Annotated in this window: 17 protein-coding genes and 1 riboswitch; of the genes, 6 read left to right on the plus strand and 11 right to left on the minus strand. The window is 73.3% G+C overall.

Features of this window, described 5'->3' with window-relative positions:
• Nucleotides 1-16 precede the first annotated feature (16 nt).
• Nucleotides 17-2,941: an aminotransferase class III-fold pyridoxal phosphate-dependent enzyme gene (locus MTP13_RS07960; protein ID WP_243570524.1), complete on the minus strand. Its 2,925-nt coding sequence runs from the start codon at nt 2,939-2,941 to the stop codon at nt 17-19.
• Between the two features lie 16 nt (nt 2,942-2,957).
• On the minus strand, nt 2,958-3,500 hold the full coding sequence (locus tag MTP13_RS07965; RefSeq protein ID WP_243570525.1) for a hypothetical protein: 543 nt from the start codon (nt 3,498-3,500) through the stop codon (nt 2,958-2,960).
• Nucleotides 3,501-3,578: 78 nt separating this feature from the next.
• On the opposite strand from MTP13_RS07965, the gene MTP13_RS07970 reads away from it, so the two are divergent.
• Nucleotides 3,579-3,836, plus strand: a complete 258-nt coding sequence (locus MTP13_RS07970; protein ID WP_243570526.1) for a hypothetical protein — start codon at nt 3,579-3,581, stop codon at nt 3,834-3,836.
• 10 nt (nt 3,837-3,846) lie between these two features.
• Here the strand turns inward: MTP13_RS07970 and MTP13_RS07975 are convergent, their stop codons facing one another.
• The 4 genes from MTP13_RS07975 to MTP13_RS07990 all read right to left on the minus strand — a co-directional run bounded on the left by MTP13_RS07975 (nt 3,847) and on the right by MTP13_RS07990 (nt 8,847).
• Complete coding sequence (locus MTP13_RS07975) at nt 3,847-4,188, minus strand: hypothetical protein (RefSeq protein WP_243570527.1); 342 nt, start codon at nt 4,186-4,188, stop codon at nt 3,847-3,849.
• A 35-nt stretch (nt 4,189-4,223) separates the two neighbouring features.
• The gene (locus MTP13_RS07980; RefSeq protein ID WP_243570528.1) at nt 4,224-5,807 is read right to left on the minus strand and encodes a molybdopterin-dependent oxidoreductase; all 1,584 of its coding nucleotides are present in this window, start codon (nt 5,805-5,807) and stop codon (nt 4,224-4,226) included.
• Nucleotides 5,808-5,926: 119 nt separating this feature from the next.
• On the minus strand, nt 5,927-6,964 hold the full coding sequence (locus MTP13_RS07985) for an FUSC family protein (RefSeq protein WP_243570529.1): 1,038 nt from the start codon (nt 6,962-6,964) through the stop codon (nt 5,927-5,929).
• A gap of 59 nt (nt 6,965-7,023) precedes the next feature.
• Nucleotides 7,024-8,847 (minus strand): BCCT family transporter, encoded by a 1,824-nt coding sequence (locus MTP13_RS07990; RefSeq protein WP_243570530.1) that lies wholly within the window; start codon nt 8,845-8,847, stop codon nt 7,024-7,026.
• A 35-nt stretch (nt 8,848-8,882) separates the two neighbouring features.
• Here MTP13_RS07990 and MTP13_RS07995 point away from each other — a divergent pair, with 35 nt between their 5' ends.
• Nucleotides 8,883-9,818: a 5'-3' exonuclease gene (locus MTP13_RS07995; RefSeq protein ID WP_243570531.1), complete on the plus strand. Its 936-nt coding sequence runs from the start codon at nt 8,883-8,885 to the stop codon at nt 9,816-9,818.
• Nucleotides 9,819-9,823: 5 nt separating this feature from the next.
• Here the strand turns inward: MTP13_RS07995 and msrA are convergent, their stop codons facing one another.
• Nucleotides 9,824-10,372: a peptide-methionine (S)-S-oxide reductase MsrA gene (gene msrA / locus MTP13_RS08000; protein ID WP_243570532.1), complete on the minus strand. Its 549-nt coding sequence runs from the start codon at nt 10,370-10,372 to the stop codon at nt 9,824-9,826.
• A gap of 132 nt (nt 10,373-10,504) precedes the next feature.
• On the opposite strand from msrA, the gene MTP13_RS08005 reads away from it, so the two are divergent.
• The 3 genes from MTP13_RS08005 to gap all read left to right on the plus strand — a co-directional run bounded on the left by MTP13_RS08005 (nt 10,505) and on the right by gap (nt 12,967).
• Nucleotides 10,505-10,879, plus strand: coding sequence for a hypothetical protein (locus MTP13_RS08005; protein ID WP_243570533.1), 375 nt, complete (start codon nt 10,505-10,507; stop codon nt 10,877-10,879).
• A gap of 57 nt (nt 10,880-10,936) precedes the next feature.
• Nucleotides 10,937-11,878: a GlxA family transcriptional regulator gene (locus MTP13_RS08010; protein ID WP_424221967.1), complete on the plus strand. Its 942-nt coding sequence runs from the start codon at nt 10,937-10,939 to the stop codon at nt 11,876-11,878.
• An 87-nt stretch (nt 11,879-11,965) separates the two neighbouring features.
• The gene (gap, locus tag MTP13_RS08015; protein ID WP_243570535.1) at nt 11,966-12,967 is read left to right on the plus strand and encodes a type I glyceraldehyde-3-phosphate dehydrogenase; all 1,002 of its coding nucleotides are present in this window, start codon (nt 11,966-11,968) and stop codon (nt 12,965-12,967) included.
• A 201-nt stretch (nt 12,968-13,168) separates the two neighbouring features.
• On the opposite strand, the gene MTP13_RS08020 is transcribed toward gap, so the two are convergent.
• From MTP13_RS08020 to thiM, 3 genes are all read right to left on the minus strand, one after another.
• The gene (locus MTP13_RS08020; protein WP_243570536.1) at nt 13,169-14,344 is read right to left on the minus strand and encodes a DUF2510 domain-containing protein; all 1,176 of its coding nucleotides are present in this window, start codon (nt 14,342-14,344) and stop codon (nt 13,169-13,171) included.
• On the minus strand, nt 14,341-16,626 hold the full coding sequence (locus MTP13_RS08025) for a bifunctional hydroxymethylpyrimidine kinase/phosphomethylpyrimidine kinase (RefSeq protein WP_243570537.1): 2,286 nt from the start codon (nt 16,624-16,626) through the stop codon (nt 14,341-14,343). Before MTP13_RS08025 ends, MTP13_RS08020 begins: the two co-directional genes overlap by 4 nt.
• Nucleotides 16,623-17,483, minus strand: coding sequence for a hydroxyethylthiazole kinase (gene thiM / locus MTP13_RS08030; protein ID WP_243570538.1), 861 nt, complete (start codon nt 17,481-17,483; stop codon nt 16,623-16,625). The genes MTP13_RS08025 and thiM overlap by 4 nt, the downstream gene beginning before the upstream one ends.
• Nucleotides 17,474-17,566: riboswitch (TPP riboswitch) on the minus strand. (Overlaps the previous gene by 10 nt.)
• 366 nt (nt 17,567-17,932) lie before the next feature.
• On the opposite strand from thiM, the gene MTP13_RS08035 reads away from it, so the two are divergent.
• Nucleotides 17,933-19,099, plus strand: coding sequence for an RtcB family protein (locus MTP13_RS08035; RefSeq protein WP_243570539.1), 1,167 nt, complete (start codon nt 17,933-17,935; stop codon nt 19,097-19,099).
• A 35-nt stretch (nt 19,100-19,134) separates the two neighbouring features.
• Here MTP13_RS08035 and MTP13_RS08040 read toward each other — a convergent pair whose 3' ends face one another.
• Nucleotides 19,135-19,671 (minus strand): cupin domain-containing protein, encoded by a 537-nt coding sequence (locus MTP13_RS08040; RefSeq protein ID WP_230763890.1) that lies wholly within the window; start codon nt 19,669-19,671, stop codon nt 19,135-19,137.
• Nucleotides 19,672-19,810 lie beyond the last annotated feature (139 nt).

Consider the following 19,810-nt stretch of genomic DNA (forward strand, 5'->3'; position numbering starts at 1 on the left):
AGCGCGTCGCGGCGCGTCACCAACCCTCCCCGAGCACCCGGTCGAGCATCGCGACGAAGAAGTCGCAGCTCTCCCTGGTGACGACGAGCGGCGGCTTCGTCTTCAGCACGTTCTGGTGGTCGCCGGTCGGTTGCATGACGACGCCGAGCTCGAGCAGGCGGTCGCAGATGGCCGCCGTCTCCTCGGTCGCAGGCTCCAGCGTCTCGCGGTCGCGGACGAACTCGACGCCGAGGTACAGCCCGAGCCCGTGCACCGTGCCGATGAGCGGATACCGGGTCTGCAGCTCCTCGAGGAGCCCCTTCAGGTACGCGCCGGTCTCGGCCGCGTGCTGCTGCAGTCCCTCCTCGGCGTAGCCGTCGAGCACGGCGAGGCCGGCGACCGAGGAGGCCGGGCTGCCGCCGGTGGAGCTGAAGAAGTACCCCTGCGTGCGGAAGCGCGCGGCGATCTCGCGGCTCGTGATCACGGCGCCCAGGGGATGGCCGTTGCCCATCGCCTTCGCGACGGCGACCACGTCGGGCACGACGCCCTGCTGCTCGAAGCCCCAGAACCACTCGCCGAGCCGGCCGTACCCGGCTTGCACCTCGTCGGCGATCGCGAGGCCGCCCTCGGCGCGCACGGCGGCGTAGACCTCGGCGAGGTAGCCGTCGGGCAGCGGGATGCCCCCGGCGTTGCCGGTGAAGGTCTCGGCGATGAACGCGGCCGGCGGGCGGCCCGAGGCGGCGAGCTCGTGGATCGCGGCGGCGGCCTCGGGGGCGTAGCGCGCGGCCTCGGCCCCGCGGTACCGGCCGCGGTACGGGTTCGGCGCCTCGATCGGGTGCACCCAGTCCGGGCGGGTGGCGAGGGCGTTCGGGTTGTCGGCGATCGAGGTCGAGACGGCGTCGGAGCCGTACGTCCAGCCGTGGTACGACTCGAGCACGCTGACGACGTCGCGCCGGCCGGTCGCGGCGAGGGCGACGCGGATGGCGAGGTCGGCGGCCTCGGATCCGGAGTTCACGAGGAACACGGTGTCGAGCGGCTCGGGCAGGAGCGCGGCGAGCCGCTCCGAGAACTCGACGACGGCCGCGTAGTGGAAGCGCGAGTTCGTGTTCAGCCGGCGCAGCTGCCGAGCGACGGCGTCGGCGACGCCCGGGTGCCCGTGCCCGAGCGGCGTGACGTTGTTCACCATGTCGAGGTAGACCCGGCCGTCGGTGCCGACGAGGTGCTCGCGCCAGCCGCGCTCGATCTGCGGCGGGGTGTCGTAGTAGTGCTCCTGCACCTCGGCGAAGGAGGCGTCGCGGCGGGCGAGCAGGGACGGGGCGGTGCTCGCGCCGGGCACCGGCTCCGGCGCCGGCGCCGGGTCGGCGAGGCCCAGCATCGGCGCGGGGTCGTCGGTGACCGCGAGCCAGCCCGCGGCGTACTCGGGGCGCACGAGGTGCGGGGCGTCGGGACGGCCGAGGCGGGCGCGCACGCGGGTGCGCGCGGGCGCGATCCACTCGCCGTCGGCCTCCTGCAGCGCGCCGTCGAGGATCAGGTGCTCGGAGGCCTCGAGGCGGGTCTGCTCGGCGAACCAGACGTCGACGCCGAGCGGGATCGTCGCGGCCGACTCCGCCGAGCGGCGGGTGCTCGCGGTCAGCCGCGGCACCGCGCGCGGCAGCCAGGCGGCGGATGCCCCGGCGTCGAGCGCGCGGGCGGCGAGCCGTTCCTCGAGCGCTGCGCCGTCGAGCCAGGCGCCGCCGTCGACGGCGTCGGCGAAGACGGAGACGTCGAGCCGGGCGACGCCGGGGCGCTCGGCGCCGGCGGGGTTCGGGGCGGTCGTCGCTGTGGTCGCGGTCGCCGCGCCGCCCCCGTCCTCGCGGAGGGCGTCGGCGACGACGGCCGTCATCACCTCGATCGGCACGGACGTCGCCCGCTCGAAGATGCGCCACTCCCGGGCGATGCCCGCGGCCGCGTACGCGTTCTCGCCGCCGTCGAGCTGCACCTGGTGCTCGCCGCTCACGACGAGCACCGCGGCCCGCAGCACGACGATCGGCCAGATCGCGGCGATCTCCGCCTCGCTGAGCGGGCGGCGCGCGTGGAAGGCCCGCACCGCGGGCAGCACCGACGCGGGCTCCGCTCCGTCGTGGTGCAGCACCGAGGAGATCGAGATGGCGAGCTCGGCGACCGCCCAGCTGCGGGTCACGTCGCCGAAGTCGATCATGCCGTCGGGGCGGCGGATGCCGCGCTCGGTGCGGCACACGACGTTGTCGTCGGTGAGGTCGAGGTGCACCGCCTGCATCGGCAGCGCGTCGGCGAGCGGCGCGAGCACGGCCCACGCCTCGGCGGTCGCGGCCTCGACGAGGGTGCGCCGCGAGGCATCCGGGTGGTGAGCTGCGAGGAGCGCGACGACACGGTCCGCGACCCGCGGATCCCACTGCAGCACCCGGTCGAGCCCCGGGTGGTCGAAGTCCGCGAGGGCGAGCACCGAGCTCGCGGCGAGCTCGCCCAGTCCGGCGACGACCGCGGGGGAGAGGTACGCGTCGCCCGTGAGGGTGCCGCCGTCGAGGAAGCGCAGCAGGCGCAGGTCGAGGCCGCCCTCGCTCGTCTCGGCGCGCACGTGCAGCGGGGCGCCGTCCTCGTCGCGGATCGTCGTCGCGATACGGAGCACGGGGGAGGCCTCGGCGATCCGGGCGGCGGCCGCGTCCTGGGCGGCGAGCTCCTCCGCGCCGAAGGCGGGGTTCGTGATCTTCACGACGCCGATCGGGGTGCCCGCCGAGGCATCCGTCGACCCGTCGTCGGCGAGCCGGGCGAGGAAGTTCTGGTCCTGCTGGCTGCCGAGCGGCGCGAGGGCGAGCTCGAGCCCCCAGTGCTCGCGCGCGATCGCGGCGACCTCGGCGGCCGGCAGGTTCGGGGCGGGGAGCTCGCCGGCGCTGAAGAAGTCGAAGCCGAGGGGCGCGTCGGGCATGGGGTCGTTCGTCCGTTCCATGTCGGTGGATTCCAGGTCAGTGGATGAGGGCTTTCGCAACGATGATCACGACGCCGAACGCGGCGGTCGTGAGCGAGCCGAGCACGCGGATGGGCCACGGGGCGCCGCGACGCTGGAAGGCGACGAAGCCGAGCACGGCGAGCACCGCGACGCACGTCCACAGGGCGACCCAGATGGTGGCCCGATCGTCGATGACGCGGGCCGTGCCCAGCAGCAGGATGCTCGAGGGGATGAGGGCGGACAGCAGCAGGCCGAGCGAACGGCGGAACGCGGCGCGGAACGACTCCCGGATGCCGATGATGCGGTCGTGGGCGAGACCGTGCCCGGCGACCGTGCCGGCGTAGAGATGGGCGAGCCAGAACACGACGACCGTGATCATCACGGTCGCGAAGACGGTGAACGAGGTCGCTCCGTGCACGCCGGACACGGCGATGAGGCCGGCGACGAGGATGACGCCGTAGACGGCCTCCTCGGTCGCGAAGCTCGCGCGCAGGATGCGGCTCGTCGGCGACTCCGGGGTCGGCCGGCCTGGGGCGGGAGCGGGCGTCGATGCGGGCACGCTGCCAGCCTAGGGCTCCGGAGGCGACGCGCCGCGGCGGTCCGGTCGATGTCGGAGGCCGCGCGTACCGTGGCTGCCATGACGAACCGCACGATGAGCCTCGAATCCGACCCCGAAGCCGGCCCCGCGCCCGCCCGGGCCGTCGACGAGCGCTGCCCGCGGTGCGACTCGCACGCGGTGCACGTGATCCTCTACGGCCCGCTCGACCTCGAGGTCGAGGCCGCCGCCGACCCCGACACCGGGCTCGACGGCTTCACCTTCGACGACGCGCCCATCTTCGACTGCCGCGAGTGCGGCTTCGAGTGGGGCCTCGCCGTCCGCGAACTGCTCGGCTGAGCGGCGCCCCTCAGGGGCTCGGCCACCACCCCACGGGGCCTTTTCCCGGGACGAGCGCCGCGTCGTACTCCGGCAGGAGCAGCGGCCCAGGATCGGTCGGATCGCGCAGCTCGTCGAGAATCACCTCGGCAAGCGCCGTTGGCGTGCTCGGGTCGAACTGAGCTCGGAGGCGCGCCAAGTCGAACGTCCGACCGATGAGCGGGGCCTGGGCTGCTGAGCGATAGACGATGCGGATGCAGCCCCGTGAGGCGGTTGCCGCCTCGACCACAAGTCCCTGCGCCGCTGCGTGAGCGACCCGCTCAAGCACCGCTGCCGCGAGGTGCTCATCGTCGAGGTGCATACGACCGCTCACACCGAAATGGTATCCCAACTGTGCATCTCTGCGGGTCACTGCACCTCGACGGTGCGGCGGTCGAGGCCGGTCGCACCGTCGGGGGCCGGTGGTCGCTGTTCGGAGCTCTGCACCGTGCCGTCCGATCCGACGGCGCGCACCTGCAGCTCGTGGGATCCCGGTGAGGCATCCCACCTCCAGCGCCACTGCACCCAGGTGTCGTCCGAGATGGCGCTCGCGAGCTCGGCCTCCTGCCAGGCGCCGCCGTCGACGCGCACCTCGACCCGCTCGACGCCGACGTGCTGGTACCAGGCCACGCCCGCGACGACGACCGGGCCCGCCCCGACGGGCTCGCGCGGCACGTCGATGCGGCTGGACAGCTTCACCGGGCCGCGTTCGCTCCAGCCGCGGTCGGTCCAGTACGCCCGGGCCCGGTCGAAGCGGGTCACCTCGAGCTCCGTCACCCACTTCGTGGCCGAGACGTAGCCGTACAGCCCGGGTACGACGAGTCGCACGGGGAACCCGTGCTCGGCGGGCAGCGGCTCACCGTTCATCCCGATCGCGAGCAGCGCAGCTCGCCCGTCGCGCAGCACCTCGAGCGGCGTGCCCGCGGTGAACCCGTCGATGCTGCGGGAGAGCACCATGTCCGCGTCCGCCGAGACGCCGGCGCGGTCGAGCAGCGCGGCGATCGGGTAGCCGAGCCAGGTGGCGTTGCCGATGAGCGAGCCGCCGACCTCGTTCGACACGCAGGCGAGTGTGACGGCGTGCTCCTCGAGCGGCAGGGCGAGCAGTTCCTCCCAGTCGAGCGTCACCTCCCGCTCGACCTGCCCGTGCACCCGCAGCTGCCAGTCGGCGGGATCGATGACCGGCACCTGCAGGGCCGTGTCGATGCGGTAGAACTCGGCGTTCGGGGTGATCAGCGGGGTGAGGCCGTCGACGTCGAAGGCGGCGCCGGCGGGGATGGCCGGGGCGGGCGTCGCGGGTGCGGGCAGCCGGATGGCGTCGCGCGCGGCGCTCGCGACCCTCGCGCCGGCCCGCAGGGTCCAGCCGCCGATCCCGGCGAGCAGGCCGAGCGCCGCGGATCCGGCGGCCCAGGCGAGGAAGCGGCGGCGGTCGGGCCCGGCCGGCAGGGCGGATGCCTCGGCATCCACGGCCTCGGCATCCACGGTCTCGGCGGACCCCGCTCGCGGCGCCGCGAGCGCCGCGAGGCGCACGAGCCGCCGCAGCAGCAGCACGGCGACGAGCGCGGTGACAAGCGGGGGTGCGAGGTCGAGCGGCGAGAACTGCGCCCGGGTCGCGGTCGCGACGATGCCGGCGGTGCCCGCTGCGATGACGAGCAGCGTGCCGATCGGGGGACGGATCGCCTCGAGCACGCCGGCCGCGGCGGCGAGCAGCGCGAGCACGAGCGCGATGCCGACGATGAGCGCGAGCTTGTCGGCCGTGCCGAAGAGGGCGATCGCGGCATCTTTCGCCCAAGCGGGGGCGAGATCCACCGCGAGACCGCCGACGTCGGTGATCGGGCCGCCGGTCGGGGCCACGAACGCGGCGACCAGTTCGCCGACACCGATGCCTGCCCCGACCGCAACGATTCCCGCGAGCGCCGCGTCGCGGCGTCGCGCCGTTCGAACGGCCCCGGTCACCCGGTCAGCCTACGCCCGCGCCGAGAGGTGGGGCGCGATGTCAGTATTTGCGGGTGCGCGGCCGCGCCGACCGCAAATACTGACTTCACGGGGCCGGGAGGGGAGGGCGGGAGGGAGGCTCAGACCTCGTCCAGCAGCTCCGCGTGGATGCGGCGCAGGTCCTCCATGAGCGAGCCGATCAGGATCCAGTGCCCGGAGCGGGGCGCCGTGACGACGAGCGGGGCCGTGAGCGCCGGCACCGCCGACGTCATCGGCGCGGGCTCCGGCTCGATCTCCGCGAGATGCACCGCGAGCCGCACGTCGTGCGCGGCACGGCGCAGCTGTTCCGCGATCGCCTGCACCGCCGGCTCCTCCGAGAGCGCCGGGTCGTAGTGGTCGAGCGTCGCCCGGGTCATCCCGATCACCTGCGTCACGATCGGGCTCAGCTTCTCGACCAGCGCCCGCAGCTCGCGGAGCTCGTCGCGGTGCGCCGAGCGCCGCGGGTTCAGGGTGAGCGACTCCTCGCCGGCGGTGATGGATGCCTCCGCGGCATCCCGCATCGGCCGCATGAGCCGCGCCTCGAGCATGAGCTGCTGCATCGCGTGCGAGGACTGCGGCGACTCGAGGGCCGCCGCGAGGCGGCTGAGGCTCGCCGCGAGCTCCCCGCCGAGGAGCGCCAGGTCGCGGCGCGCCGGGCCGACGAGCACGGGCGGCACGATGAGCGCGTTCACGACGATGCCGATCGCGGCGCCGATCAGGGTCTCGAAGATGCGGTCGATCGCGTACTCCGGGCTCGACGAGCCGAGCGCGAGCACGAGCATCGCGCTGATCGCGACCTGGTTGCCGGTGCCCGGCGTCACCTTCAGCGCCCACGCGACGAGCATCGCCACCACGATCGCGACGAGCACCACCCAGCTCGCCGAGCCGAACACGAGGCCGAGCGCCGAGGCGATCACGACGCCGGCGATCACCCCGATGCTGCGCTCGATGGCCTTCGCGAACGACTGGTTCACGCTCGGCTGCACCACGAGCAGCGCCGCGATCGCGGCGAACACGGGCAGCTGCCCCTGCACGATCCAGCCCGCCACGAGCCAGGCGGCGATCGTCGCCACCGCCGATTTCGCCACCTGCAGCAGCGACGCCCGCTTCGCGGCCCGGAAGACGGCGGTCATGCCCATGCGACCACGCTACTGCGCGCGGCTCGGCGCCACGCGACTGCGCGCCGCCGGCCAGCGACCTACTGGGGCGTCCCCCGCGGCTCGTCCTCGCCGTGCTCCGGGATCTCCGGATCGTCGAGCACCGACAGCTCGTCGCGATCGACGAGCTCGTCCACGTCGGCGCCCGGCACGCCGAGCTCGTCGCGCCGCTCCGCCTCGAGCGCGGTCGTCGAAAGCCGCCGCTCGGACGTCGGGGCATCCGCCAGTCCGAAGCGCCGCCGCAGCGAGCGCACCCAGCGCGGCTGCGCGCCCACCGGTGCGCCCTCGCCGGGCTCCGCCTCGAGCCCGTACACCTCGCCGATCCGGTCGATGAAGGCCGCGCGCTGCGCCCGCTCGTACGCACGCCGCTCCCGGCGGAACGCGATGATCGTCGACCAGCAGATCAGCAGCATCACGATGCTGAACGGCAGCGCGATGATGATCGCCGCGGTCTGCAGCGCGGTGAGCCCGCCGCTCAGCAGCAGCGCGATCGCGAGGAGGGCGGTGATCGCGGTGAAGAAGGTGCGGATCCAGCGCTTCGGGTTCAGCTGCCCGCCCGTGGCGATCATGCCCATCACGAGCGCGCCGGAGTCGGCCGAGGTGACGAAGAAGATCGCGATCAGGATGATGACCCCGATGGTCACGACCTGCGTGCCCGGCACGTACTCGAGCAACTGGAACAGCGCCCCCTGCACGTCGACCGTGCCATCGGGCCGGGTGAGCGCGCCGGGCGTCTGCAGCTCGATCGCGAGCGCCGATCCGCCGAGCACCGCGAACCACAGGATGCCGAGCAGCGTGGGCACGATGATGACGCCCATCACGAACTCGCGCACCGTGCGGCCCTTCGAGACCCGCGCGATGAAGATGCCGACGAACGGCGCCCACGAGATCCACCAGCCCCAGTAGAACGACGTCCACGACGCCTGCCACTGCTCGCCCGCCTCGCCCTGGAACGCGCTCGTGTTGAACGAGAGGCCCACGAAGTTCTGGATGTAGTTGCCGATCGACTGCACGAACTCGCGCAGCAGGAACTCGCTCTGCCCGAACACCAGCAGGTACAGCACGAGCAGTCCGGCGAGCACGAGGTTCGCCGTCGACAGCCACTTCATGCCCTTCGTGACGCCCGACAGCACCGAGAACAGCACGAACACCGAGATCACGAGGATGATGACGACCTGGGTGAACTCGTCCGGCTCGGCGAAGCCGGCGGCGTGCAGGCCGGCGCTGATCTGCAGCACGCCGAGGCCGAGCGAGGTCGCGACGCCGAAGAGGGTGCCGACGAGGGCGATCACGTCGATCGCATGCCCCCAGCCGCCCTCGACGCGCTTGCCGAGCAGCGGCTCGAGCGTCCACCGGATCGAGATCGGCCGACGGCGACGGTGGATGGCGTACGCCAGCGCCAGCCCGATCACGACGTAGATCGCCCACGCGTGGATGCCCCAGTGCAGGTACGTCTGGCTGAGCGCGGCCTGGGCGAGCTGCTCCGGCGTGCCCGTGACGCCCGGGCGCGGGGACACGAAGTGGCTGAGCGGCTCGCTCACGCCGTAGAAGACGAGGCCGATGCCCATGCCCGCGGCGAAGAGCAGCGAGAGCCACGCCGGGAACGAGAACTCCGGCTCGTCGTCGTCGCGGCCGAGCTTGATGTCGCCGAAGCGGCTGAAGCCGAAGAACAGGCTGACCGCGACGAAGAACGCGGCGATGAGCACGTAGTACCAGTTGAAGGTGTTCACGATGCCCGACTGGACCGCGCCGAACACGGTCTCGGCGGCGTCGGGGGCGACGAGGGCGAACACCACGAAGGCGACGATCACGACCGCCGCGGGCCAGAACACCCAGCGCTGAACAGGCGGAAGTCGTTTCTCCATGCGTCAAAGGTAGCGAGCCGTGGCAGGATCGGCGCATGGCCGACCGCATGATGCTCCTCGACACCGCGTCGCTCTACTTCCGCGCCTTCTTCGGCGTGCCCGACTCGATCGTCTCGCCCGACGGCACCCCGGTGAACGCCGTGCGCGGCCTCGGCGACATGATCGCGCGGCTCACGACGGACTACGAGGCGACGCACCTCGTCGCGTGCTGGGACGACGACTGGCGGCCCGCGTGGCGGGTCGAGCGCATCCCGAGCTACAAGGCGCACCGCGTGGTCGAAGCGGTGCCGGGCGGGGTCGACGTCGAGGAGACGCCGCCGGGGCTCGTCGCGCAGATCCCGCGCATCCGCGAGCTCCTCGACGTGCTCGGCATCGCCGTGGTCGGCGCGCCGCAGGCCGAGGCGGATGACGTCATCGGCACGCTCGCGACGGGTGCGCCCATGCCCGTCGACATCGTCACGGGCGACCGCGACCTCTTCCAGCTCGTCGACGACGCCGCCGGCGTGCGGCTCATCAATACCGCGCGCGGCATGAGCAAGCTCGAGGTCGTCACCGAGGCGACAGTGGTCGGCAAGTACGGGGTGCTGCCCCAGCAGTACGCGGACTTCGCGACGCTGCGCGGGGATGCCTCAGACGGGCTGCCGGGCGTCGCCGGCGTCGGCGAGAAGACCGCCGCGGGCCTGCTGCAGACCTTCGGCACGCTCGACGGGGTGCTCGCCGCGGCCGAGGCGGGGGAGCCCGGCATGTCGGCGGGGGTGCGGGCCAAGCTCGCCGCCGCGGCCGACTACCTCGCCGTGGCTCCCGAGGTGGTGCGGGTGCGCCGCGAGCTGCCGCTCGGCTTCGAGCCGGACGCGGCGAAGCTCCGGCCGCTGGACGCCACCGCCCGCGAGCGGCTCGAGCAGCTCGGCGCCGAGTGGAACCTCGGCGGCACGGTCGGCCGGCTCGAAGCCGCGCTCGACCGCACCGCCTGAACCGGTTACTCCGCCGCGCTCGCCTGCTCGCGCTTCGGCAGCACCCAGCCCGGGCGCGCGAAGTGGCAGGTGTAGCCGTTGGGGATGCGCTCCAGGTAGTCCTGGTGCTCGGACTCGGCCTCCCAGAAGGGGCCGCTCGGCTCGATCGTCGTGACCGCGTCGCCCGGCCAGAGCCCCGAGGCATCCACGTCGGCGATCGTCTCCCTGGCGACCTGCTCCTGCTCGGGGCTCGTCGGGAAGATGGCCGAGCGGTAGCTCGTGCCCAGGTCGTTGCCCTGGCGGTTCAGGGTCGTCGGGTCGTGGATCTGGAAGAAGAACTCCAACTGCTCGCGGAAGCTCGTCTTCGTCGGGTCGTAGACGATCTCGATCGCCTCGGCGTGGCCCGGGTGGTTGCGGTACGTCGCGTGGTCGTTCTGCCCGCCGGTGTATCCGACGCGGGTGCTGATGACGCCGGGGCGGCGGCGGATGAGGTCCTGCATGCCCCAGAAGCAGCCGCCGGCGAGCACCGCGGTCTCGGTGCCGGGGATGCTGGTGATGGCGCCGGTGTCGGTCATGGTCCGCTCCTTCGTTCTCGCGGGCTCGCGGTCGCACGGGCCCACAGAGAAGAACGTAGGCGGCCTCCCGGGTGTTCCGCGAGCCCGCGATCGTCGCGCGGACGTCCGCGCGGCGCCGGATAGGGTGAGGCGATGGAGCGCAGCATCGCGTTGAACTATCCGGCGGCCATCCCGGTCGGGCATGTCGTGGAGCTCACCCGCTTCGCCGATCCCCGCCCGGAGCGCAAGCGCCGCGGGCTCGGCGAGTCCCAGGCGTACACGGTGCCCGCGGTGCAGGATCTCGACACCGGCATCCGGTACCTGAACCACGCGCACGCCTCGATCGGCGGCAACGGCGGCAACAGCTTCGTCGCGAACCGCTACCCGTTCGAGCCGCTCGCGCAGCTCGAGGTGTCGGAGGTGTGGCGCGGCCGGGTGCTCGCCTGCACGCTCGTGATGGTCGAAGGCCTCGAGAATCAGCACACGGTGCTGCGGCTCGCGCCGCTCGGGGAGGATGCCGCGCGCTGACGCACGCGGCGGCGATCCGCTTGCGGTCCGTGGCATCCTTGCCAGGTGACCACTTCCTTGCACCGGATCGCCGTGCTCGTGCTCGAGGGGGCGAAGCCCCTCGACGTCGGCATCCCCGCGCAGGTCTTCACGACCCGGGCGAGCATGCCGTACGAGGTGCACGTCTGCGGTGCCGCGCCCGGCCTCGTGACGGGCGGCGACGGGCTCTCGTACCACGTGGCGCACGGGCTGGAGGCGCTCGAGTGGGCCGACACGGTGTTCATCCCCGGCTACCGGCACCCCGACCGCGAGCCGCCGCCCGCGGTGGTCGTCGACGCGCTGCGCGCCGCGCACGAGCGCGGGGCCCGGCTCGCGGCGATCTCGACGGGGGCGTTCGCGCTCGCCGCGACGGGGCTACTCGACGGGCGCCGGGCGACGACGCACTGGCACTACACGCAGGCGCTGCGGGCGGGGCATCCGCTCGTCCGCGTCGACGCGAACGTGCTCTTCGTCGACGAGGGCAGCGTGCTCACCTCGGCGGGCGCCGCGAGCGGCATCGACCTGTGCCTGCACCTCGTGCGCCGCGACCTCGGCGTCGGCGTCGCGAACCACGCCGCCCGGCGGCTCGTCGCCGCGCCGTACCGCAGCGGCGGGCAGGCGCAGTACGTGCCGCGGAGCCTTCCCGAGGAGCTCGGGCCGGTGTTCGCCGCGACCCGGCAGTGGGCGCTCGAACGGCTCGGCGAGCCGCTGACGCTCGGCGATCTCGCCCGCAACGCGAACGTGTCGCCGCGCACCTTCTCGCGCCGCTTCGTGGAGGACACCGGCTACACGCCCATGCAGTGGGTGCTGCGCGCACGGGTGGACGTCGCGCGGGAGCTCCTCGAACGCACCGAGCTCGGGGTCGAGCAGGTCGCCGCGCAGGTGGGTCTGGGCACCGGTGCGAACCTGCGGCTGCACTTCCAGCGCATCCTCGGCACCTCGCCGAGCGGCTACCGGGAGACGTTCGCCCGCGGGGAGTGAGCGGCCGGGCTCGGACTGGCGCGATCCTTTCGGACACTGGCTTGCGAGCCACTGCTGCGCGAGGCATCCCGCGACGATGCTGGAGGCATGACCACTCGCATCGCCATCAACGGATTCGGTCGGATCGGCCGCAACGTGCTGCGCGCGATCGTCGAGCGCGGCGCCGACTTCGAGGTCGTCGCGATCAACGACCTCACCGCCCCGGCCACGCTCGCGCACCTGCTGAAGTACGACAGCACCCTCGGCCGCTTCGACCGCGAGGTGTCCGTCGAGGGCGAGGCGCTCGTCGTCGACGGCGCGCGCATCCGGGTGCTCGCCGAGCGCGAGCCCGCGAAGCTGCCCTGGGGCGAGCTGAACGTCGAGCTCGTGCTCGAGTCGACCGGCCGTTTCACCTCCGCCGACGCCGCCCGCGCCCACCTCGAGGCCGGCGCGAAGCGCGTGCTCGTCTCGGCGCCCTCCGACGGGGCGGACGCGACGATCGCCTTCGGCGTCAATCACACCGACTACGACCCGGCCTTGCACACGATCGTCTCGAACGCCTCGTGCACGACGAACGCGCTCGCGCCGCTCGCGCACGTGCTCGACGAGCTCGCCGGCATCGAGCACGGCTTCATGACCACCGTGCACGCCTACACGCAGGAGCAGAACCTGCAGGACGGCCCGCACCGCGACCTGCGCCGCGCCCGCGCCGCCGGCGTGAACATCGTGCCGACCTCCACTGGCGCCGCGAAGGCCATCGGCCTCGTGCTGCCCGGCCTCGACGGCAAGCTGCAGGGCGACTCGATCCGGGTGCCGGTGCCCGTCGGCTCCATCGTCGAGCTGAACACGACCGTCGCGAAGGATGTCACGCTCGACGAGGTGCTCGCCGCCTACCGCGCTGCCGCAGAGGGGCCGCTGCGCGGCATCCTCGAGTACACCGAGGACCCGATCGTCTCGAGCGACATCGAGGGCAACCCGCACTCCTCGATCTTCGACGCGGCCCTCACCCGGGTGCACGGCCGCCACGTGAAGGTCGTCGCCTGGTACGACAACGAGTGGGGCTTCTCCAACCGCGTCGTCGACTCGCTCGGGCTGCTCGCCGGCGCCTGAGCCCACGGGGCGGGGATGACGACCTCGCCCCACCGGCTTCCCGGGCCGCGCGCGACCTTCCCGCGCGCGCGTCCCGGGCGAGGCCGGATGCGTATCGACCGGTGTGGAGCCCGCTCGGTGCGCATCCGACTTCGTCCGAGCTGGAATGCGGGACGGGCCGGACCTCCTCGTGAGGTCCGGCCCGTCCCGTGCGTGCGGCGACTACTCGGTCGTGAAGACCGCGTCGTCGTAGTCGAAGCCCGGAGAGATCGTGTACGTGAGGGAGCTCGGGTCGGCCACGGACCACGCCTCGATCCAGGTGAGCGTCGCGCCGGGCTCGAGCGTCTCGGTCGGCGGCAGGCTGATCTCGCCCTGCGGGCCGTCGAAGTCGAAGATCGAGCTGCCGTACTCGCCGGCCGACACCAGCTCGCCGAAGGCGAAGACGTCGACCGCGGCGTCCGAGGTGTTCTTCAGCGTGACCGTGAAGTACACGTTGTCGGGGTACGTTGCCCCCGCCGCCAGCTCGGTCGGCGTGTACGGCGCGGGCGCCGAGACCGTGAGCTCGACGCCGTCGTCGTAGACGAAGGTCTCGCCGAAGCCGCTCGCGTCGGCCGGCGGATCGCTGGGAACGAGCTCCTCCTCGCTCGCCTCGGGCCAGCTGTCGGACGGATCCGACACGTACGGATCGCTGTTCGCCAGGCCGACGAAGATCGACACGAGCAGCACGACGCCCGCGATGATCCCGCCGAGCACCGAGAGTCCGAGGGCGACGAAGCCCGGCCACTTCTGCTGCCCCGACATGAAGAACGACACGATCGAGAGGATGAATGCGATCACGAGCAGCACGAAGCCGATGAGCGTCACGAACGGGATGCAGACGCCGATCACGCCGAGCACGGCCACGCCGAGGGCGACGAGGCCGAGCACGTTCGTCTTCTTCGGGGCGACCGGCGTGTAGCTCCCGTAGGGGGCGGGCTGGGCACCGTAGGGCTGCTGTCCGTACGCCTGCTGTCCGTACGCCGGCTGGGCCCCGTACGGCTGCTGTCCGTACGCCTGCTGCGCCCCGTAGGGCTGCTGCGCCTCGTGCGTCTGCTGCGCGCCGTAGGCCTGCTGCCCGTACGCGGGCTGCGCCGCCGGGAACGCCGGGTTGCCCTCGACCGGCGGCACCGCGGCCGGTTCCGGCGCGGTCGACTCATCCGGCTGCGGCGCGATCACCTCGGTCGTCGCGGCGGATGCCTCGGGTGCCGGCTCGGCAACGGGTTCTGCGGCGGGTGCTGCGGCAGGCTCGGGCTCGGGCAGCGGGGCGAAGTGCTCGGTCCAGCTCGCGCCGTCCCAGTAGCGAAGCCGGCCGGAGCCGTCGTCGTACCAGCCTGCGGGGGCGGTGTTCGGGTCGGTCATGCTCCGATCGTGGCAGAAAGCGCGCGTGTCCCGCATCCTGGGGGTGCCGGGGCGTCATCCGCGGACGCCGCGAGCGGGGCCGCGAAGAACGCCAGCTCGAACTCCGCCGACCGGCGGAACGCCCGGTGCATCCGCTCCCGCACCTCCGGTGTCGCCGCCGCGGCGACACCGGTGACGAGCTCGATCGCCCGCTGCGTCGACACGGCGAACGACGGCTCCGCGTACATCGCGAGCCAATCGGCGTAGGGATGCTCCGGCGAGCCGGGCTCGGGGCCGAAGTCGCCGGCCAGCAGCCGCCGGCCGAGGTCGTCGTAGATCCAGTAGCAGGGCAGCACCGCCGCGACGAGCTCCGGGTAGCCGCCGCGGGCCCCGCTCGCGAGCAGGTGGTCGAGGTAGCCGAGGTTCACGGCGTTCGGCTCGAACTCCGCGGCTGCGCCGCCCGTCGCGGCCCCGAGCGCCCCGGCCAGATCCCGCTCGTGCCGGGCGAGCTCGCCCGTCAGGCACTCGCGGGAGCCCGCGGCCCAGAACGCCTGCGCCGAGGCATCCGGGGCGAGTCGCGCCGCCTCGGCGAGCGCGCGGGCGTACTCGCGCAGGTAGTGCGCGTCCTGCGCGAGGTACTCGTCGAACGCGGTGCGCGGCAGGCTGCCGTCGGCGAGCCGGCGGATGAACGGCAGCTCGTCGATCGCCCGGCGCAGCTCGGCGATGTCCGCCCACCACTCGGCCCCGAGCTCGGCCGGCGTGGGCGCCGTGTCGAGACCGCCGCGGGTCCAGAGCCCGGCGAAGTGGTGCACCGGCCCGTTCCCGCCGCCCACCTCGAGCGACGCCCCGTGCCGCAGGGACTCCCGCAGCCAGCGGCGCGCCTCGGCGACGGCGGGCTCCCATGCCCCGTGGCGCGCGCGGAGCGTCGCGATCGCGGAGGAGAGCGAGCAGCCCGTGCCGTGCGTCGCCCGCGTCGCGATGCGCTCGCCGTGGAACTCGACGATCTCCGCGAGCGCCGCGCCCGCGCGGGCGTCGACGAGCGCGTCGGGAGCCTCGGCGCCGCCGAGGTGGCCGCCTTTCGCGAGCACGAGCACCCCGGTCCGGGCGGACAGTGCGGTCGCCTGCTCCAGGGCGCTCGCCCAGTCGGCCGCGGGGCCGTCGGCGCCTGCGAGCACGGCGAGTTCCGCGAGGTTGGGGGTCACGAGGTCGGCGAGCGGCAGGAGCTCGCGCAGGGCCGCCTCGGCCTCCGGGTCGAGCAGGCGGTCGCCGCTCGTCGACACCATCACGGGATCGAGCACGACGAGCGGCGGGCGCACCCGCCCGAGCCACTCCGCGACCGTGCGGATCAGCTCCGCGTTCGCGAGCATGCCGAGCTTCACCGCGTCGACGATGAGGTCGTCGGAGAGCGCGTCGAGCTGGGCCAGCAGGGACGCGGCGGGCGGCACGTGCACGCTGCGCACGCCCCGGGTGTTCTGCGCGGTGAGCGCCGTGATCGCGGCCATGCCGTAGCCGCCGACCGCGGCGATCGACTTCAGATCGGCCTGGATGCCGGCGCCGCCGGAGGGGTCGCTGCCCGCGATGCTGAGCACCCGCGGGATGCGCGGCTCGTGCGCGGTGCGCGGGGTCGCCCCGCCCCGCCAGGCCGCCGCGAAGTCGGCGGCCTGGCGCCGCGGGTCCGGGGCCGCGCAGATCGCCGAGACGACCGCGAGGCCGGCAGCGCCCACGGCGCGCAGCGGCGCGGCATCCTCCAGGCGCACTCCGCCGATCGCGACGCACGGCACCGGCGCGCCCGCGGCATCCCGAGCCGCCGCCTGCAGCGCTGCGAAGCCCGCGATGCCGAGGGCCGGCGGATGATCCGGCTTCGTCGAGGTCGGCCGCAGCACGCCCACACCGAGGTAGTCGACGGTTCCCGCGGGCAGGGCGGCCACCGCAGCGAGGTGCGCCGGCGTGTTGGCGGTGAGCCCGACGATCGCGTCCGGCCCGAGCTCGGCCCGCGCGCGGAGCACGGCCGCGTCGCCCTGCCCGAGGTGCACGCCGTCGACGCGCAGGCCCGCGGCGCGAGCCCGCAGCACGAGTTCGAGCCGATCGTTCACGACGAGCGGCACCCGGCCCGCGATCGCCTCGTCGAGCCGGGCGAGCAGGGCGAGGAGCTCCTCGTCGCTCGCGTGCTTGTCGCGCAGCTGCACGATCGTCGCACCGCCCGAGACGGCCGCCTCGACGGTCGCCGCGACCCCGCGCTCGCCGCAGAGCGCGGCGTCGGTCACGAGGTACAGCGACAGGTCGAGGGCGCGTCGGGCGCTCACGCGGCGGCTCCGAGCGGCGCGCCGATCGAGACGCGGGCGAGTGCGCGGAGCTCGGATGCCTCGACCGCGGTGAGCGCGTCGAGGAACCGTACGGCGAAGCTGCCGGGACCCGCAGCACCGTCGGCGGCGCGCTCGGCGGCCACCGTGTACGCGAGGTGCGCGGCGACGACGGCCTCGAGCGCGCCGGCACCGGTTCCGCGTGCGGCGCCGAGGAACGCCGCGACGACCGCGCCGAGGGCGCAGCCGCCGCCCGTGACGCGGGTGAGCAGCGCGTCGCCGTTCGCGAGGCGCACCGTGGCGGCGCCGTCCGTCACGAGGTCGACCGGGCCCGAGACGGCGACGACGGCGCCTGTGCGGCGGGCGAGCGCCGCGGCGGGTTCGGCCGCGGCATCCGTCTCGTCGGCGGCGTCGACGCCGCGGCCGCCCGCGCCGACCCCCGCGAGGGCGAGGATCTCGGAGGCGTTGCCGCGGATCGCGGCCGGGCGCAGTTCGGCGAGGTCGTGCGCGAGCTCCGTGCGGATCGGCAGCGCGCCGATCGCGACCGGGTCGAGCACCCAGGGCGTGCCGGCCTGGCGGGCGCCGGCGACCGCTTCGCGCGCGGCGGCGCGCTGCTCCGGCTGGGGCGTGCCGAGGTTCACGAGCAGGCCGCTCGCGACCGTCGCGAACGGTCCGGCTTCGCCGACGAGGTCGACCATGGCCGGGGCCGCGCCGATCGCGAGCAGGGCGTTCGCCGTGAAGTTCGTGACGACGGCGTTCGTGATGCAGTGCACCAGCGGCGTCGTCGATCGCACGAGGTCGAGCAGCTCGCCGCTCGTCTCGATGAGGTGGGCAGGGGCGATGGCGGCGTGCGTCTGCATCGCGACATCCCTTCGCTAGTCCGAACTAGATCAGGTTCGACGGGTGTGTTCTCAGCCGCGGTGCGGCACCCCGTGTCACTGTGGGCGAGCCTACCCCGTCCTTGACCTCGACCGCTGCGGGCCGCTAGGGTTCCAAGGCTGCGCCATCGCGCGGCAGCCCCGGAGTCTGAAAGCAGGTGGAATCGTGACCGTGTCTCTGCAGCGCACCTTCACGCCCGCCTTCGCCGAGCCCGCGAACGCGGGGCGCTACCAGCGCCCCGAAGCGAAGCTCGAGCAGGCTCTCGAGCCGGCACCCTGACGCCAGCGAATCCATCGCCACCGTCACCCCGTGCCGCTTCGAGGCCCGGGGTGATTCCGTCTGCGCGCGACGGTGGACCCTCGGGCCCGAGGACCCACCGGAGCGGAGCCCGTCACCGCGGGCTCCGGGAAAGCAGACAGGAATCACCATCATGGAGAGACTCTCCGATCGGCTCGTCTCCTGGGCGAGCCTGCTCGACGAGCAGACCGTCGCGCAGGCGCGCACCTCGTCGACGATGCCGTTCATCCACCCGCACCTGGCCCTGATGCCCGACGCCCACCTGGGCCTCGGTGCGACGGTCGGCTCGGTCATCCCGACACTCGGGGCGATCATCCCCGCCGCGGTCGGCGTCGACATCGGCTGCGGCATGATCGCCGTGCGGACCCAGTTCCACGCGTCCGAGCTGCCCGCCGACCGGCGGGAGCTGCGGGAGCAGATCGAGCGGGCCATCCCGCTGTCGGCGGGCAAGTACAACCGCAAGGTCGTCGCGACGGCGCAGCCCCGGATCGCCGAGCTCGAGGAGCTCGCGGAGCGCAGCGGCTTCGACCCGGCCTCCCACGCGGGGAACTGGCGGCAGCAGCTCGGCTCACTCGGCAGCGGCAACCACTTCATCGAGGTCTCGCTCGACGAGGTCGACCGGGTGTGGCTGTTCCTGCACTCCGGCAGCCGGGGCGTCGGCAACAAGATCGCCCAGCGGCACATCGGCATCGCCCGGCGGCTCGCGAAGCAGTGGTGGATCGAGCTGCCCGACCCCGACCTCGCCTACCTCGTCGAGGGCACGCCGGAGTTCACCCGGTACATCGCCGAGCTCCGGTGGGCGCAGCACTTCGCGCTGCTGAACCGGGAGGAGATGATGGACCGGGTCATCCGGCAGCTGTCCGAGTGGACCGGCGTGCCGGTGGAGGAGCAGGAGCGCATCAACTGCCACCACAACTTCACCGAGAGCGAGGAGCACTTCGGCAAGCGGGTGTGGGTGTCGCGGAAGGGCGCGATCCAGGCCGACGTCGGCCGGCCGGGCCTCATCCCGGGGTCGATGGGCACCGCCTCGTACGTCGTGGAGGGGCTCGGCGATCCGATGTCGCTGAACTCCTCGCCGCACGGCGCGGGCCGGGAGTACTCACGGTCGAAGGCCAGGAAGACCTTCACCCACGAGCAGCTCCGGGAGGCGATGGTCGGTATCGAGTTCCGGGACACGGATGCCTTCATCGATGAGATTCCGCAGGCCTACAAGCCGATCGACCGGGTGATGGCGGATGCCTCGTCGCTCGTCGCGGTGCGGCACACGCTGCGGCAGATCGTCAACGTGAAGGGCGACTGACCCTGGTTCCCTGAGCTCGTCGAAGGGAAGCCCGCCTACGGGGACGGCGGCGTCACGGCGATGACGATCGTGGTGACGCCGTCGCTCTCGTTCACGTAGCGGTGCGGCTCGCGCGAGTCGAACGTGACCGACTCGCCGGTCGCGAGGGTCACCCGCTCGGCGCCGAGCTCGACGGTCAGCTCGCCGGAGATGACGTAGGCGCACTCGGTCGAGGGGTGGCCCCACAGCCGCGGCGAGGTCGCCTGCCCCGGCGGGATCTCGGCGCGCAGCACCTCGAGGTCGCCGCGTCCGGGCGTGAGCCGCTCGTAGGCGAAGCTGGCGTCGGCGACGCCGAGGCTGTGCCGTTCGCCGGGCCGGCTGATGTGGATGGCGGGCGCGTCGGGGTCGCTGAAGAGGGTCGCGATGGATGCCTCGAACACCTCGGCGAGCTTGCGCACGGAGCCGAGGCTCGGGTCGGCGGCGCCGTTCTCGATCTGGCTCAGCATGCTGACCGACAAGCCCGTCCGCTCGGAGAGCTCGCGGAGGGTCAGGCCCTTGGCCTGGCGCAGGGCCTTCAATCGGTCACCGAGCACGCTGAGTCATCCTTCCTGTGCGTCCCCCGTCTGGGTGTGACGGGCGGCCGCGTTTTGACATGTGAGTCCGCACGTGTTTAATGTGCTTGAATTCATGGTACCTGGATTGAACATCATCCACACGACACCGGGCACTGAC

This window comes from Agromyces soli, from assembly GCF_022811605.1.
GTDB lineage: Bacteria > Actinomycetota > Actinomycetes > Actinomycetales > Microbacteriaceae > Agromyces > Agromyces soli.